Genomic DNA, 15,397 nt, shown 5'->3' on the forward strand with positions numbered 1-15,397 from the left:
TCCTGATTTTAGAAGGATCTAATCATGTCATTTCCTGCGTCCTGCCTCGGCACTCTTTCCGTGTTGCTGGCTTGCACATCGGTAACAATGCGTGCGTCTGCTGATAGTACGATTAACTACACCTACACGGCCTTTGGTCAAGTCGCCAGCATCGATGGGCCGCGAATCGACGTGCCCGACGTCACGCAATATACTTATGATACTCAAGGTAATTTGAACACAATTATCAACGCTCTTGGTCAAGTCGTCGCTCTATCCAATTTTGATAGCCAGGGACGGCCGCAAACAGTTACTGATCCCAATGGGGTTGTAACTACCTTTACGTATACCCGGCAAGGCTGGCTGGCATCCAGCAGTACGGCTGGCTCTACCACTCAATATGTTTACAACGCAGTCGGCGACCTCATTCGAATCACCACTCCAGATGGCAGCTTTCTAGCTTATACCTATGACGATGCTCGTCGCCTGACAGGTGTAACCAATGCCTTGGGGGAGAGCCGGAGCTATACCCTTGATGCAATGGGTAATCGCACGGTAGAGCAAATCAGGGATGCCAGCGGTGCTCTGACGCATCAACAGCAACGTACCTATGATAAACTGGGGCGCTTGTTGACTCATGTCGGAGCTAGCGGCCAAACGACTCGATATGCCTATGACCTCAACAACCAGTTGACCCAACACACCGATGCCCGCAGTAACGCCACCAGTCTGGCATTTGACGCCTTGGGTCGAGTCACTCAAGTGACGGATCCACTCGGTGGAATCAGTGCGCTGACTCACAATACGGACGACAAACTCACCCGGTTCGTGGATCCGCGCAGAGTAACGACGCAGTACGTCTATGACAATCATGGTCGGGTCATACAGGTGCAAAGCCCGGATAGTGGCACTTCATCCTTTACCTACGACAACAGCGGAAACCTCACGCAGAAAACCGACGCTCGAGGTGTGATCAGCACGTACCAATACGACGCGCTGAACCGCCTGGTCGCCCAGCACTATCCGTCAAACCCAGCGCTGGACGTGCTATACACTTACGATCAAAGTACCGCTGATAACAAAGGAATAGGGCGTCTTACCAGCATTCAGGATGCCAGCGGCACAGTCTCTTACAAATACGACGGACGCGGACTGCTCATCGCACAGGAGAGTATCCTGAACCTGAACGAGATCAACGTGAGCATCCCTCAGAGCTTCACCTATGACAGTATTGGACGGCTGACAAACCATAACTACTCTGACGGAATCGCACTGAACTACGCTCATGATGCCGTGGGTCAAGTCAGTGCGGTAAGTGCTGTTTTTATGGGTAAAACATTCTCTATCGCCAGCAATATCGGTTATGCCCCCTTCGGCCCAGTGTCGCAACTGACGTGGGGGAATGGCATGTCGTTGACCCGCACTTACGATCAGGACTACCAACTCACCACCCAAAGCGCCGGCACGTGGCAGAATCAATACAGACATGATGCGGCAGGCAATATAATCGACCAAAAAAACAACCTCTGGGGATCGGTGCAATATCAATATGATGCTCTTAACCGCCTGACGCGGGAGCAGACAACTAACACCCATAAGGACTATTTCCTGGATGCTGGGGGCAATCGCACCCTCCGCACCACAACCGATCTCGGAACCGGCAACATCATCGAGTCTCAGTACACTACCGTGGCTGCGGATAGTAACCAACTCGAGACAGTTAACGGGCTTGCACTCTCCTATGATGCCACTGGTAGTGTGCAACAACACAGCAATGGATTGAGTTACACCTACGACGACAGCGGACGGATGAATGCGGTTTATCAAGAAGGGGCGCAAAAAGTGGCGTCCTATGCTTATAACGCACAAGGTCAAAGAAGCATTCAAATCAATTATGATCCTCTGAGCGGTGCAATCATTAGCGGTAGCGTCTACCTCTACGGAGTGGCGGGAGAAATGATCGGACAGATGGATTACAATCCTATTGGTCAACGAACGCTGGCCTACTATTGGATCTGGCTTAAGGGCATGCCCATTGCACAACTTAAGCTAACTTACAAACAAGGCTCTTATGCTGACAGCGAACTGGTCTACCTTCACTCGGATCACTTGAATACACCACGACTGGCAAGTACAGATCGAGTGGTGTGGAGTTGGGCGAGTGATGCGTACGGCGATGCGGCGCCGAATGAGGATGTAGACGGAGACGGAGTTATCACCCGCATTCCATTGCGATTCCCTGGTCAGTTTTATGACGCGCAAACACAGCTCAATTACAACTATTTTCGCGACTATGATCCGAAGACAGGGCGGTATATCGAAAGTGATTCGATAGGATTGAAGGGTGGATTGAATACGTATGGATACGTGCTGGATAACCCCATTAACTTTATAGATCCATTAGGACTGGCACCCATCTTCTCTGGGGCAGGAGGTATGACCGGCTCTCAGCTAGCTCAATATGCTCAATCCCAGGCAGCAATAAACTCTTCGTCAACCCAAGCAGCAATTCTTGGCCAAGTCTCAGCTCCTGTTATTTACACAGCTGGAGCAATAGGTGCGGTAGGTGACTTTGGAGGCAACTACCAAGCTATGCGATACGCTAATACTATTGGAGCAGACAAGTACTTCCATTGCAAAGCTAATTGCGAAGCAGGTCAGCGCGGGCCAGGTGGCTCTGACATGGCGTGTATTATAAGTGATGCCAGAGAGTGGGCGGACCAAAACTTGAAGGGCGACCCTGCTTCAGCTTCTGCCGCGGATCAAATAGCAAACGGTTATGGAAGAACACGAGGATTTTATAACTCAACACAAAGCTGTAGCGTACTATGTACTATTTTTAGGCCAGCGGGATTAGACAACAGGTATTAAAAATGAAAAAAATTATACTGTTTTTTTTGTTAACAACCCAAATCGGCTGCGAACAGATTAAAATAGATAAGTGCTTGGACAATGGCGGCCGCTGGAACTATGAAAAAAGCCAGTGCGAGTATAAATAATATAGCCATCACTAATTTCCACATTATCTAGTTCTCCGTACTTGCTAGCGGGTACCGACTCTCCCCTCAGCACCGGCCTTGCGCCGGTGCTTTCTTGCCAACACGATTACGGCGCCCCCAGGTTGTAACAGTCATCAAAATCACCTCCTCAAACTAGAGCGTCTCCGGCAACTAGATTGACAATACAGTTCTATTACAACCGAGGCCCCATATTAGTAAATACGCTCACACATTAGTTGCATTTAACTGAGAGACATTCGATGCCATTAATCATCCTCATGCAACTTGATGCCGCGTTTATGCAGCACATGGGGCACCACCAGCACCAGCAGTGTCAGGGCGAGGAAGAACGCCGAGATCGGTTGCGTGAGGAACACCGTCCAGTCCCCTTCGCTGATGGACAAGGCGTTGCGCAGTTGTTTCTCGGCCATCGGCCCCAGCAGCATGCCGACGATCACCGGGGCGACGGGGAAGTCGAACCGGCGCATCAGCACCCCGCCCCAGCCAATCGCCAACATCAGGATCAGGTCGAAGGATGAGTGGCGCATGCCGTACACGCCGATGGTAGCGAAGACCAGGATGCCGGCGTTCAGGTACGGCCGGGGGATTTGCAGCAGTTTGACCCACAGCCCCACCAGCGGCAGGTTCAACACCAGCAGAATCGCGTTGCCGATGTACAGCGAGGCCACCAGCGTCCAGACCAGTTCGGCGGAGGTTTCGAACAGCATCGGCCCCGGTTGCAGGTTGTAGTTCTGGAACGCCGCCAACAGGATTGCCGCGGTGGCGGACGTCGGGATGCCCAGGGTCAGCAACGGAACCAGCGATCCGGTCGCGCTGGCGTTGTTGGCCGCTTCCGGGCCGGCCACGCCTTCGATGGCGCCTTCGCCCTTGTTGGCGGAAAACTCCTTGGGGTACTTGCTGAGTTTGCGTTCGGTGGAATAGGACAGGAAGGTTGGAATCTCGGCGCCACCGGCCGGAATCGAGCCAAACGGAAAACCGATCAGCGTGCCCCGAAGCCACGCGGGCACCGAGCGTTTCCAGTCGGCACGGGTCATCCACAACGAGGTCAGGCGATGCCGTCCTTCGCTTGATTCCTTTTGATAGAGCAGGCTGTACAAGGCTTCGCCCACCGCGAACAATCCAACCGCCACCAGCACCACTTCGATGCCGTCCACCAGTTCCGGCACGCCGAGGGTGTAGCGGGCAATGCCCGAGGTCGAGTCCAGGCCGATCAAGCCGATGGTCAGCCCGACGCCCAGCGAGGCAAACCCGCGCAGCATCGAAGCGCCGAGCACCGCCGACACGGTGGTGAACGACAGCACCAGGATCGCGAAATATTCGGTCGGACCGAAATTCAGGGCCAGCCTGGCCACGATGGGCGCAAACAGCGTAAGCAAAATCGTGGCGAAGGTGCCGGCGACGAACGAGCCGATCGCCGCCGTCGCCAGCGCAGGTCCGGCCCGGCCGTTGCGCGCCATCAGGTTGCCTTCCAGCGCCGTGACCATCGACGAAGACTCACCGGGCGTGTTGAGCAGGATCGAAGTGGTGGAGCCACCGAACTGCGCGCCGTAATAGATACCGGCGAACATGATCAGCGCGCCAGTGGGGTCGACCTTGGCGGTGATCGGCAACAGCAGGGCCACCGTCAGCGCCGGACCGATCCCCGGCAGCACGCCGATGGCGGTGCCGAGCAGGCAGCCGATGAACCCCCACATCAGATTGATCGGTGTCAGCGCCGCGGCAAAACCCATCGCCAGACTTGAAAGAATGTCCACGGTGTCGATCTCCTTTCAAAGCCAGATGTTGATCAGCGACGGCAGGGAAACCCCGAGCCCGGCGTTGAACAGCCAGTAGATCGGCAGGGTCAAGGCAATGCCGATAGCCAGGTCCCGCACGGGATGACGGCTACCGAAACCCCGCGCCGAACATACAAATAGCAACCCGGCGGCCAGCACAAACCCGATCAGGTTGATCAGCACCGCCACCCCGACAAGCCCCGCCGTCACCCAGGCCGCACCGGTTTTTCCACCGGGCACCGTGGCGGAGTCGTTATCCAGCTCGCGAAAGCCGCCACTGACGGCCTGATACCCCAGCAGCAGCCCCACTGCACCCAGAAACGCCGCCACGACATAGGGATAGACGTATGCCGGGAGGATCACGAAGCCCATTTCGGGCGGGAAACGGTAGGCGCCAATCGCCAATACAACGCTGATGGCGATCAGGCCGATGCCGACCGCCAATTGCGTCGGCACCACTGCGCGCTGTGTGGCCATGTCAAAGCAACCCGACCTTGACCAGCATGGCGCGCAACCGCACGTGTTCTTCCTCGACGAATTTGCCGAAGTCATCGCCGGTCAGCACGCTGGGCGTCCAGGCATTGGCCTGGATATTGTCCTGCCAGACCTTGCTGTTGGTGGCAGCCACGACCGCGTCGATCACCTCTTTACGCTGTTGCGGGGTGAGGCCCGAAGCACCGTAAACACCGCGCCAGTTGCCGATCGTCACGTCATAGCCGCTCTCCTTGAGGGTAGGTGCATCAATGCCGGGAACCCGCTCCGGCGCGCCGATGCCCAGGACACGGAACTGACCGGTCTTGATGTATTGGCCCAGCTCGGCGTAACCGCCGGTGATCACCTTGAGCTGGCCACCCAGCGCCTGGGCAACCACCTCGCCGCCGCCACCAAAGGCCACGTAGTTGACCTTGTTGACCGGCACGTCCAGCTTGCCGGCCAGCTCGGCGATGCCGATGTGATCCACCGAGCCCTTGGAGCCACCGCCCCAGGTGATGCTCGTTGGCTTGGCCTTGAAGGCCTTGATCAGGTCATCGAGGGTCTTGAATTCAGATTCCTTGCGCACAGCGATCACGTTGTATTCGGTGAACAGCCGGGCAATGGGCGTCACATCCTTCAGGCTGATCTGCGGTTTGTTCTGTTCGATGCCCGCGACCATGATCGCGCCGACCACCAGCAATGCGTTCGGGTCACCCTTGGTGCTGTTGGCAAATTGCGCCAGCCCCAGGGTCCCGCCCGCCCCGCCCTTGTTCTCGAAGGTCACGGACTTGGCCGTATTGGCCTCGACCATGGCCTTGCCCAGCACCCGGGCGGTCTGGTCGTAACCACCGCCCACGGAGCCCGGGGCCATGAATTTCACGGTATCCAGCGCGAAGGCCGGTGCGACAAGCACGGCAGCGGTCAAACCGGCGGCCATGCAGCGACTGAAACGACGGATCAAAGCGGACATGGGCATCTCCTGATTGCATTGTTTTTATGGGTGCCGCTTGCCCATCGAGATGTGCGATGAACAGGGGCCTGCAAACAAGCTTAGGCCATGGATCCGTGGGTTGATCTGTTTTGCTGAAACCTCCCGCCAATGGCGCCGCAAGCCCCCTGTGGGAGCCCCTTGTGGGAGCGAGCCTGCTCGCGATGACGGAGTGTCAGTCGACATTTTCGATGTCTGACACACCGCTATCACGAGCAGGCTCGCTCCCACAGGGACCTGGGTGCTCCTGCCATCCATTCATTACAACTTTGTCATCAAGCTGTTGGTCGGCTGTCCGGATCACTTCGTTAGCCTGAAATCACTGTCAGGCCAACCACCGGCAGTCACCCTGCCCTTGTAGAGAGAGATTCGTCATGAAAATGTTGATCGCGGGTTTTGCCGCCCTGCTCGCCACCGGTTCGGCGTTTGCCGCCACCCAGTCCACCTCGCCGGTCATCCACGACAAGGTCGGCTTTTATGTCCCGGTAGATGTTGCCAAGGTCCTGTCCATGACCGACCTCAACGGCAAGTGCGGCATCGTTCCGGCGCAGTTCAACTACCTCGACCACCAAGGTCGCGAGCACCAGCTGGACTATCAGGTCCAGGGCGTGGGTTGCCTTGGTGAGAACTGAGCGGATGCCTGTATTCACCGCCGACCGGGCTACACTTTCGCCATTGGCTCGCCCCTGTAGCCCGACCGGATCAGGCAGGTTTGCATGAACATCCTCGTTGTCGAAGACGAACCCAAGGCCGGCAATTACCTGCTCAACGGCCTGCAGGAACTCGGATACACCGTGAACCTGGCGCGGGACGGCGTCGATGGCTTGCACCTGGCCCTGGAACACGACTTCGACGTGATCGTGCTGGACGTCATGATGCCGAAGATGGATGGCTGGGAAGTCCTGCGCCGCTTGCGCAGGGAAGCCGATACACCGGTGCTGTTCCTCACCGCCCGGGATGACATCGCCGACCGCATCAAAGGCCTCGAACTGGGCGCCGACGATTACCTGATCAAGCCGTTTTCCTTCGCCGAACTGGTGGCACGCCTGCGCACCCTGACCCGGCGCGGTCCTACCCGGGAAGAAGAACACCTGCACGTCGACGACCTGCAGATCGACGTACTCAAGCGCCGCGTCAGCCGCGCCGGCAACCGCATCACCCTGACCAACAAGGAGTTCGCCCTGCTGCACCTGTTCGCCACGCATCAGGGCGAAGTGCTGTCACGCTCGATGATCGCCTCGCGGGTCTGGGACATGAACTTCGACAGCGACACCAATGTCGTCGATGTCGCGGTGCGCCGCCTGCGCCTGAAAATCGATGATCCGTTCCCGCTCAAGTTGATCCACAGCGTGCGCGGCATCGGCTACCGCTTCGACACTCAACCCTGAATGCAACCATGAATGTGATGACGCCGCTGCAATCCGCCTCCCGCCTCAGCCACTCCCTGACCCTGCGCCTGGCGCTGGTGTTCGCCCTGCTGGCGTTTGTCTCGCTGGCGCTGCTGGGCGTGGCGCTGTACCGCGACCTGGAGCGCGAGCTGATCCATCGCGACGACATTGCCCTGATCACCCGCATCGACCAGTTGCGCACCTTCCTCAATGACAGCAATACCCTGGACCTGATCAAGGCCAAGCCGGCGCTGTTCCAGAACATGATGGGCAACCGCGAGGCCCTGCTGACCATCGGCACCCCTGGCCAGCCGCCGTTGTTGGTGGTCAACCCGGGCAATCTGACGATGCCGGCGCTGACCCCGGTGGCCATGGATCATCGGCTGACCTTGAGCGACGTGCAGCATTTGCCCAACGTCAACGGCGTGCCGTTTTCCGCCCTGGCGGCGACCATCGATTCCGGTGACCTGGGTAGCCTGCAAGTGGTGACCGGGCGCCTGATGACCGAACGCACCGCCGTGCTCGCCGACTACCGGCTCAATGTGTACCTGTTCGCCAGCGTCGCGGCGATCCTGCTGGCGCTGTCCGGTTATGTGCTGGTGCATCGCGGCCTGTTGCCGGTGCGGCGCCTGGCCCGCCACACCCAGAGCATCGACGTCGGCAACCTCAACGAACGCCTCGACAGCCAGGGCGCGCCGCTGGAACTGCTGCCAATGATAGACGCCTTCAACGCCATGCTCGACCGGCTGGACAAAGGCTTCATCCAGCTGGGCCAGGTATCGACCGACATGGCCCACGAACTGCGCACGCCGATCAACAACCTGCTGGGGGAAACCCAGGTGGCCTTGCAGCAGAACCGCAGCACCGACGCCTATCAGCAGCTGTTGGCCTCGAATGTCGAAGAGCTCGAGCGCCTGGCGCGCATGCTCGACAACATGCTGTTCCTGGCCCGCACCGATCCGCGCAGTGCCCTGCGCCAGCGTCAGGAACTGGATGCCGCCGACGAAATGCAACGCATGGCCGATTATTTCGAAGGCCCGGCGACCGACGTTGGCATCTGCATCGATGCCCGGGGCAGCGGCTTGATCTGGGCTGAGCCGATGCTGCTGCGCCGCGCATTGGCCAACCTGTGCGCCAACGCTATCAAGTACGGCGCGCCGCATTCCGAGCTGTGTATCCACGCCAGCCCGACCGCCGACGGCATCCAGGTGCAAGTGCGCAACCACGGCCCGACCATCCCGGCCCGGCATCTGCCACGGTTGTTCGAACGCTTCTACCGGGTCGACGAGTCCCGCGAACGCTCGGCCCAATCCAATGGCCTGGGACTGTCGATCGTGGCGACGATCATGCAACTGCACAACGGTGCCTGCCACGTCAGCAGTGCCGACGGCGTCACCTGCTTCGAACTGTTTTTCCCGGCGCGACAACAGCATGAGTAGCGCCCAGGCGAAAACCACCCGCGGCACTTGCGACAAAACAATGCTCTCGGGTGCGTGTCTTGACCTAACCTCATTGGCTATGTGACTAACAACCCGTCGAGCTCGCCGATGCGCAATGTCTTGAAGTCAATGATCTACGTCGCCTTCGCGGTTCTGGCGGCAAGCCCGGGATCGCTGTTGGCGGGGGACATGGCCGACGCTCCTGCTCCTGCTATTGCCCCCGCTCCCGCTCCCGCAGCCCCGATCATCAGCATCTCCGACGGCGAATTGCTGGGGGTGCAAAACCAGCTCAACAGCCTCAAGCAGCAGGTTTCCCAGGCCACCAATCACACCCAGCTGGAAAACTCACAGGACCAGATGCAAGTACTGATTCAGGAGATTGAACGCCTGTCCACATCACTGCTGCCTGGACAGGCGCAATTGCAGGCGCAACTGAACGTGCTGGGGCCAGTACCGCTCGACGAGAACGCACAGGTGACGACTGCCATTACCAGCCAACGAGACACCCTCAGCGAGCAAAAAAACAAGATCGACAGCCAACTCAAAACCCTGGCCGCGCTTAAAACAAGTGCCGCCGAGTTGATCACCCAGATTGCCAGCATTCGGCGCAGTCTGTTGGAAGCAGAGGTGACCCAGCAGACCAGCAGCATCCTGAACCCAGGCTTCTGGTCGCCATTGTTCGATCTTCCGATCGAGGACCGCCAACGTTTCAGCGCCCTCATCGAGCAGCTCGAGGCCACGCACCGGGCCGCCTGGCAACCCGGACAACGCGCGATCACGGCCGCCCTGCTGTTGCTGGCCCTGGTCATATGGACCGTGGGTCGAAACCTCGCCGGCCGGGTCCTGGCGTGGCTGTGCTTTCATCGAATGCCTGCAGGCCGGCTGCGGCGCAGCTCCCTTGCGCTGGCGTCGGTGATGGCGACGCTGCTGACCGCCGGCATCGCCCTGCAACTGCTGCATTTTGCCGGGACCCGGCAACTGCCCTACCCCCCCCAACTGGACGACCTGGCGCAATATCTGGAAAAGCTGGCCTATACCTGCGTGCTGATCACCGGGCTGAGTCGCGCGCTGCTGTCGACCAAACATCCTTCATGGCGCCTGCCCGATATTGCCGATCGGGTGGCGCTGGCGATGGAGCCCTATCCGCGGTTGCTGGCCAGCCTGCTGCTGGTGCTGGTAACCCTGGTACAAATGAGCAATGTCACCGGCATGAGCGCCGAAGTGGTGTTGTTCGGTCGGGGCATCGTGGCCTTGGTCGTGGCACTGGTGATCGGTGCGCTGCTGTTGCGCGTCAACAAGACTCGCCGCGACCTGATAGCGGCCGGGGAAAACCCCGAAGGCGTCACCACCTTCGCCGGTCTGATTTACACCTTCACCGGCGCGGCCGTGGTGGTGTCCCTGTTCGCCCTGCTGATCGGCTACGTGACGATGGCCCGGTTCATCACCTATGAACTGGTCTGGATATTCATCATCTTCGCCGGCTTCTACCTGCTCGCACAGGTCTACCAGGACACCTGCGACTACGTTTTTTCACCCCGGCAACCCACCGGCAAGGCGATCAAACAACTGCTGGGCATCGGCAATCCACGTCTGGAGCAGATTTGCACCGTAATGTCCGGGGCTGGCCGCGCCATCCTGATGCTGATCGGCGTCATTGCCCTGTTTGTCGGCGGCGTGGGGACGACGCTCGGGCAACTGGTCACCGGTACCGTGGCCATTCTCGGTGGTGAAGGGCTGCGCAAGCTGAACATCGTCCCGGACAATTTGATGCATGCCCTCCTGACACTGATGATCGGTGTCTACCTGATACGCACGCTGCGCCGCTGGCTGGATAACGAGTTCCTGCCGAAAACCGAGATGGCCCCGGGCATGTGCGCCTCGTTGAGCACCCTGTTTGCCAACATCGGCTACGTGTCCGTCGTCCTGCTCACACTGGCGTCGCTGGGGATCAAGTGGACCAACCTGGCCTGGATCGTCAGTGCCCTGTCAGTGGGTATCGGCTTCGGCCTTCAGGAGATTGTGAAGAATTTCATCTCCGGCCTGATCCTGCTCACCGAGCGTCCGGTGAAGGTCGGCGACCTGATCAGCATCAGCGGGGTCGAAGGCGACATTCGCCGGATCAACGTACGGGCCACGGAAATCCAACTGGCCGACCGCTCGATCATGATCGTGCCCAACTCTCACCTGATTTCGCAGAACCTGCGCAACGTCACCCTCGGCGGCAGCGCCCAGGGCGTGGTGATACTCGAACTGATGTTCCCGCTGAACATCGATCCGGAGCTGGTGCAAAACCTGCTGATGGACACCTACACCGAGCATGAATCCATTCTGGATAAACCAGCGCCGTTTTTGCGCTTCAGTCAGCTGAAACCTGAAGGCATCACATTGACCATCACCGGTTATGTCGGCAGCCCACGAACGGTCGGCGCGATCAAAAGCGAGCTGCTGTTTGAAATTCTCAAGCGGCTGGGTGCTGCCGGGATTGAACTGGCGAGATCGCCTGCCGCGTGATGTTCGATCACGCGGCAGGCGGTCGCTCGATCAATGCGCGATACACACCGACTTGAGCTCGGTGTAAGCCTCGATCACCGCACGCCCGAACTCGCGTCCCATGCCCGATTGCTTGACGCCACCGAACGGCATCGCCGGGTCGAGCAGCACGTGGGCGTTGACCCAGACCGTACCGGCTTCGATGCGCGGCACCAGGTTCATGGCTTTGCCTAGGTCGTTGGTCCACAGGCTGGCGGCCAGGCCGTAGCGGTTGTCGTTGGCCAGTTCGATCACGGCGTCTTCGTCGTCGAACGGCATCACGCCCAGCACCGGGCCGAACACTTCTTCGCGGGCCACGGCCATGCTGTGGTCGATGTCCGCCAGGATGGTCGGCTGCACGAAGAAACCGTCGCCTTCCAGCAGCTCGCCGCCAGTCACCACCCGCGCACCTTGCTGGCGGGCCAGTTCGATGTGCTTGAGTACGCTTTGCTGTTGCTTGCGCGACACCAGCGGGTTGATCGCTGCATCACAGTTCATGCCGGCGCCAATCGGCATCGAGGAGACGGCGGCGGCCAAGGCTTCGACGAATTGGTCGTGGATCGAGCGGTGCACGTAGAAGCGCGAGGCTGCGGCGCAGACCTGGCCGTTGTTCAGCAATCCGCCGAGGATCGCGCCTTGCACGGCTTTTTCGATGTCGGCATCGGCGAGCACGATCATCGGGTTCTTGCCGCCCAGTTCCAGGGAGAAGCGCGTCATGTTTTCCATGCATGCCACGCCGACGCTCTTGCCCACGGCGGTGGAACCGGTGAACGACACTTTGCTCACCAACGGATGCGCGGTCAGCACGCCGCCAACGGAAGCGCCGCCACCGGTGACCACGTTGAATACGCCGGCCGGGATGCCGGCTTCCAGCGCCAGTTCAGCCAGGCGCATGGCAGTCAGCGGGGTTTCCATGGCCGGTTTGATGATCACCGTGCAACCGGTAGCCAGGGCCGGCATCAGCTTCCAGGCGGCGATCAGCAGCGGGAAGTTCCACGGCACGATGCCGACCACCACGCCCACCGGCTCGCGCTTGGTGAACGCGGTGAACTTCGCGCCCGCTGGCAGCGGAATCGACACATCGAAGGTCTGGCCTTCGATCTTGGTCGCCCAGCCGGACATGTAGCGCATGAATTCCACGGTGGCGTTGAGGTCCAGCGCACGGGCCATGTTGATCGACTTGCCCTGGCTCAGGGTTTCCAGTTGGGCCAGTTCTTCGGCGTGTTCTTCGACCAGGCGAGTGAAGTTCAGCAGGATGCGTTCACGATCGGCCGGGCGCAGGCTCGACCACACACCGGACTTGAACGCCTTGTGCGACGACTGCACGGCGCGCTCGACGAGTTCAAGCGGCGCATCCAGGGTTTCGCACAGGGTTTGCCCGGTGGCCGGGTTGACCACGGCGATGCTGTCGCCCTCGGCAAGCACCCACTGGCCATCAATGAAGCAGCCGTGGCGACGCTCAAGGAATGCAGCAACCTGGGGCAGGATTTCAACGTTGCTCATAATTCACCTTTCATTCAGACGAGTTGTTCAGGCGCAGATCCGGCCTGATCAGTGTTGTTCTTTGAGGAAGCAAGCGACCGCCTGGCGGTCGTCGGCGGAAGCCAGGCCCATGTAGGGCATGTAGGTGCCCGGCACGAAGGCCTGGGGCTGGGTGATCAATTGGGTGATGTTCTCGGCTTGCCAGTCGACGTCCTTGTCGCGCATGGCCTGGGAGTAGCTGAAGCCCGCCAGCGAGCCGGACTTGCGCCCATACACACCGAACAGGTTCGGCCCCATCATGCCGGTCGTGCCCTTGGTCACCGCGTGGCAGACGCTGCACTCGGTGGCAAACACTTCGGCACCACGGCGCGTGTCCGGGGCGCACTCGGCGGCGGACACCGCCTGGACCAGGGTGAAGGACAACAAACCGATCAGGGGCAAACGCAGCGAAGTGAACATAGGAAAACGACCTTGAAAATCCACGCGCCCGCCAGCAAGCGAACGCCAACACTAAAAATGCCGAGGCAACGGTGCTTCGGCAGGTTGGTAGGGATTGTCGGTGGTCGCCGGCACGCAGGTTTTGCCCTGCGTGCCAGTTGTGTTGGCCGGGCTGCCAAACCGGGCAATCTGGCATGCACAACCAACTAATTGGCAAACAGGGAAAAGGGCAAACGAAAGTCGCGCCTTAGTATCCGGACAGACCGCAAACCTGCGCTCAAGAACAAGAACGGATGCCACACCATGCTCAAGTCCCCCTTGCTTCGTCTCTCGACGCTCGCGCTGATGATCAGTGCCGGCAATGCCGGTGCCTATGAACTCTATGCCGATGACGACAGCCACCTGAACGCTACCCTCGAAGCCGTATTCGGCATTTTCCACAGCCAGGAAAACTACGCCCTGTCCGGTCGCCTGAGTGAAGGCAGCTCGTCGTGGCGCGAGGGCTACATCAAATACGGCTTGAGCTTCGATCAAGGCCTGGGCGGTGTGGGTACCGCGTACGGCGCGGGGAACATGCTCAGCTCCGGCACCTGGGGCGATGGCGATGCCGCCGGCTTCTCCGATGGTTCGGAGCGCACCACCAAGTTCGAAGACGCCTACCTCGGCTGGCGCTCGGCCGATCTGTTCGGCGCGTTGGGCAGTGACGGCGTCGACCTGTCCTTCGGTCGTCAGAACATTGTGGTCGGCGACGGGTTCCTGATCGACGGCGATGCGCTTAACATGGGCAAGGGCCTGGCCGACGGCGAATTCAACCGTGGCGGCGCCTACTATCTGGCAGCACGCAAAGCCTTCGACGAAACCGCCGTATTGCGTCTGGGCGGCAAGGAAGGCTGGCGCAGCGACCTGATGTGGCTCAAATCCGACAACCGCGCCCAGGCCAAGACCGAAATGTACGTCGGCACCCTGGAGCACGTGGCCGAGGCCGGCACGGTCGGCCTGACCTACATCAAGACCACCGATATCGATGAACAGTACGCCTCGCCGATCCAGCTCGAACGCGACGGCATGAAGACCTACAGCCTGCGTGCGGCGGGCAACGCCGGGGTGAAAGACCTGTTCCTGTCCGGTGAATACGCCAAGCAGGACAAGCCTCACACCACCACCGAAGACGCCTGGTACCTGGAAGCGGGCTGGACCTTCTCCGACGCGGTCTGGACGCCTAGCGCCAGCTACCGCTACAGCCGCTTCTCGGAAGGCTACGACACCCTGTTCTACGGTTTCAGCCGTGGCTACGGCACCTGGTTCCAGGGTGAAGTGGCGGGCAACTACGCCGGGCCGTTCAACAGCAACTCGCGCATCCAGAACGTCACGTTGAAAGTCTCGCCGCTGGAGAACCTCACCGTCGGCGCGATGTACTTCAACTTCGACACCATCGACCGCAACCTGGGCAACACCGATGGCCACGAAGTCGACCTGTACGCCGAATGGCACGTCAACGACCACCTGACCGTGATGCCACTGGTGGGCATCTACCAACCGGACAAGAGCGCCGAAGACGGTGGTACCCAACTGGGTAACAACGACAGGAACGTCTACGCCCAGGTGGTGTTCGCCACCGGTTTCTGATCTCAGCCGAGGGCAACGGCGTTGTCGTTGCCCACGTGGAAGTTGAATCAGTTGGTGGGAAGCTTTCGTAGCTGAGATTTGCAGTGCCTGATACACCGCCTTCGCGAGCAAGTCGGATCGCCGCACCGCCGCTCCCACAGGTTCAGCGGTTGTACGCAGAATCTGCGAACGACACAAAACCAGTGTGGGAGCGGGCTTGCTCCGGGCGGCGATCCGACGAAGGCAGTATGTCAGTCGCCACAGAAGCAACCGGAAAAAT

General features: G+C 59.7%; 11 protein-coding genes. 6 read left to right on the plus strand and 5 right to left on the minus strand.

What is annotated here, in order from left to right; all coding sequences use genetic code 11:
* The first annotated feature begins 24 nt into the window (after window positions 1-24).
* On the plus strand, window positions 25-2,850 hold the full coding sequence (locus AC3IT9_RS17620; RefSeq protein WP_489270523.1) for an RHS repeat-associated core domain-containing protein: 2,826 nt from the start codon (window positions 25-27) through the stop codon (window positions 2,848-2,850).
* A gap of 394 nt (window positions 2,851-3,244) precedes the next feature.
* Here AC3IT9_RS17620 and AC3IT9_RS17625 read toward each other — a convergent pair whose 3' ends face one another.
* The 3 genes from AC3IT9_RS17625 to AC3IT9_RS17635 are packed head-to-tail and all read right to left on the minus strand — an operon-like array spanning window position 3,245 to window position 6,218.
* On the minus strand, window positions 3,245-4,753 hold the full coding sequence (locus tag AC3IT9_RS17625) for a tripartite tricarboxylate transporter permease (RefSeq protein ID WP_150725457.1): 1,509 nt from the start codon (window positions 4,751-4,753) through the stop codon (window positions 3,245-3,247).
* 15 nt (window positions 4,754-4,768) lie between these two features.
* Window positions 4,769-5,251, minus strand: coding sequence for a tripartite tricarboxylate transporter TctB family protein (locus AC3IT9_RS17630; RefSeq protein ID WP_489270524.1), 483 nt, complete (start codon window positions 5,249-5,251; stop codon window positions 4,769-4,771).
* Window position 5,252: 1 nt separating this feature from the next.
* A complete protein-coding gene (locus tag AC3IT9_RS17635; protein ID WP_489270525.1) occupies window positions 5,253-6,218 on the minus strand; it encodes a Bug family tripartite tricarboxylate transporter substrate binding protein in 966 nt (321 codons plus the stop codon).
* 392 nt (window positions 6,219-6,610) lie between these two features.
* Here AC3IT9_RS17635 and AC3IT9_RS17640 point away from each other — a divergent pair, with 392 nt between their 5' ends.
* The 4 genes from AC3IT9_RS17640 to AC3IT9_RS17655 all read left to right on the plus strand — a co-directional run bounded on the left by AC3IT9_RS17640 (window position 6,611) and on the right by AC3IT9_RS17655 (window position 11,574).
* Entirely contained in the window at window positions 6,611-6,868 is a 258-nt protein-coding gene (locus AC3IT9_RS17640) for a DUF2790 domain-containing protein (protein WP_150758710.1), read from the plus strand.
* A gap of 84 nt (window positions 6,869-6,952) precedes the next feature.
* Entirely contained in the window at window positions 6,953-7,624 is a 672-nt protein-coding gene (locus AC3IT9_RS17645) for a heavy metal response regulator transcription factor (RefSeq protein ID WP_489270526.1), read from the plus strand.
* Between the two features lie 8 nt (window positions 7,625-7,632).
* Window positions 7,633-9,063: a heavy metal sensor histidine kinase gene (locus AC3IT9_RS17650; protein ID WP_150725451.1), complete on the plus strand. Its 1,431-nt coding sequence runs from the start codon at window positions 7,633-7,635 to the stop codon at window positions 9,061-9,063.
* 108 nt (window positions 9,064-9,171) lie between these two features.
* Window positions 9,172-11,574, plus strand: a complete 2,403-nt coding sequence (locus AC3IT9_RS17655; protein ID WP_489270527.1) for a DUF3772 domain-containing protein — start codon at window positions 9,172-9,174, stop codon at window positions 11,572-11,574.
* Window positions 11,575-11,604: 30 nt separating this feature from the next.
* Here the strand turns inward: AC3IT9_RS17655 and AC3IT9_RS17660 are convergent, their stop codons facing one another.
* The gene (locus tag AC3IT9_RS17660) at window positions 11,605-13,095 is read right to left on the minus strand and encodes an aldehyde dehydrogenase family protein (RefSeq protein WP_489270528.1); all 1,491 of its coding nucleotides are present in this window, start codon (window positions 13,093-13,095) and stop codon (window positions 11,605-11,607) included.
* A gap of 48 nt (window positions 13,096-13,143) precedes the next feature.
* Window positions 13,144-13,533, minus strand: coding sequence for a c-type cytochrome (locus tag AC3IT9_RS17665; protein WP_150725448.1), 390 nt, complete (start codon window positions 13,531-13,533; stop codon window positions 13,144-13,146).
* 282 nt (window positions 13,534-13,815) lie between these two features.
* On the opposite strand from AC3IT9_RS17665, the gene AC3IT9_RS17670 reads away from it, so the two are divergent.
* Window positions 13,816-15,138 (plus strand): alginate export family protein, encoded by a 1,323-nt coding sequence (locus AC3IT9_RS17670; protein ID WP_489270529.1) that lies wholly within the window; start codon window positions 13,816-13,818, stop codon window positions 15,136-15,138.
* The last annotated feature ends 259 nt before the right edge of the window (window positions 15,139-15,397 follow it).

This window comes from Pseudomonas sp. KH_046_1 (genome assembly GCF_057839025.1).

Coding starts and splice junctions, on each gene's coding strand:
- AC3IT9_RS17620 (WP_489270523.1), top strand. CDS start 25: ATGTCATTTCCTGCGTCCTGCCTCGGCACTCTTTCCGTGTTGCTGGCT.
- AC3IT9_RS17630 (WP_489270524.1), bottom strand. CDS start 5,251: ATGGCCACACAGCGCGCAGTGGTGCCGACGCAATTGGCGGTCGGCATC.
- AC3IT9_RS17635 (WP_489270525.1), bottom strand. CDS start 6,218: ATGTCCGCTTTGATCCGTCGTTTCAGTCGCTGCATGGCCGCCGGTTTG.
- AC3IT9_RS17640 (WP_150758710.1), top strand. CDS start 6,611: ATGAAAATGTTGATCGCGGGTTTTGCCGCCCTGCTCGCCACCGGTTCG.
- AC3IT9_RS17645 (WP_489270526.1), top strand. CDS start 6,953: ATGAACATCCTCGTTGTCGAAGACGAACCCAAGGCCGGCAATTACCTG.
- AC3IT9_RS17650 (WP_150725451.1), top strand. CDS start 7,633: ATGAATGTGATGACGCCGCTGCAATCCGCCTCCCGCCTCAGCCACTCC.
- AC3IT9_RS17655 (WP_489270527.1), top strand. CDS start 9,172: ATGCGCAATGTCTTGAAGTCAATGATCTACGTCGCCTTCGCGGTTCTG.
- AC3IT9_RS17660 (WP_489270528.1), bottom strand. CDS start 13,095: ATGAGCAACGTTGAAATCCTGCCCCAGGTTGCTGCATTCCTTGAGCGT.
- AC3IT9_RS17665 (WP_150725448.1), bottom strand. CDS start 13,533: ATGTTCACTTCGCTGCGTTTGCCCCTGATCGGTTTGTTGTCCTTCACC.
- AC3IT9_RS17670 (WP_489270529.1), top strand. CDS start 13,816: ATGCTCAAGTCCCCCTTGCTTCGTCTCTCGACGCTCGCGCTGATGATC.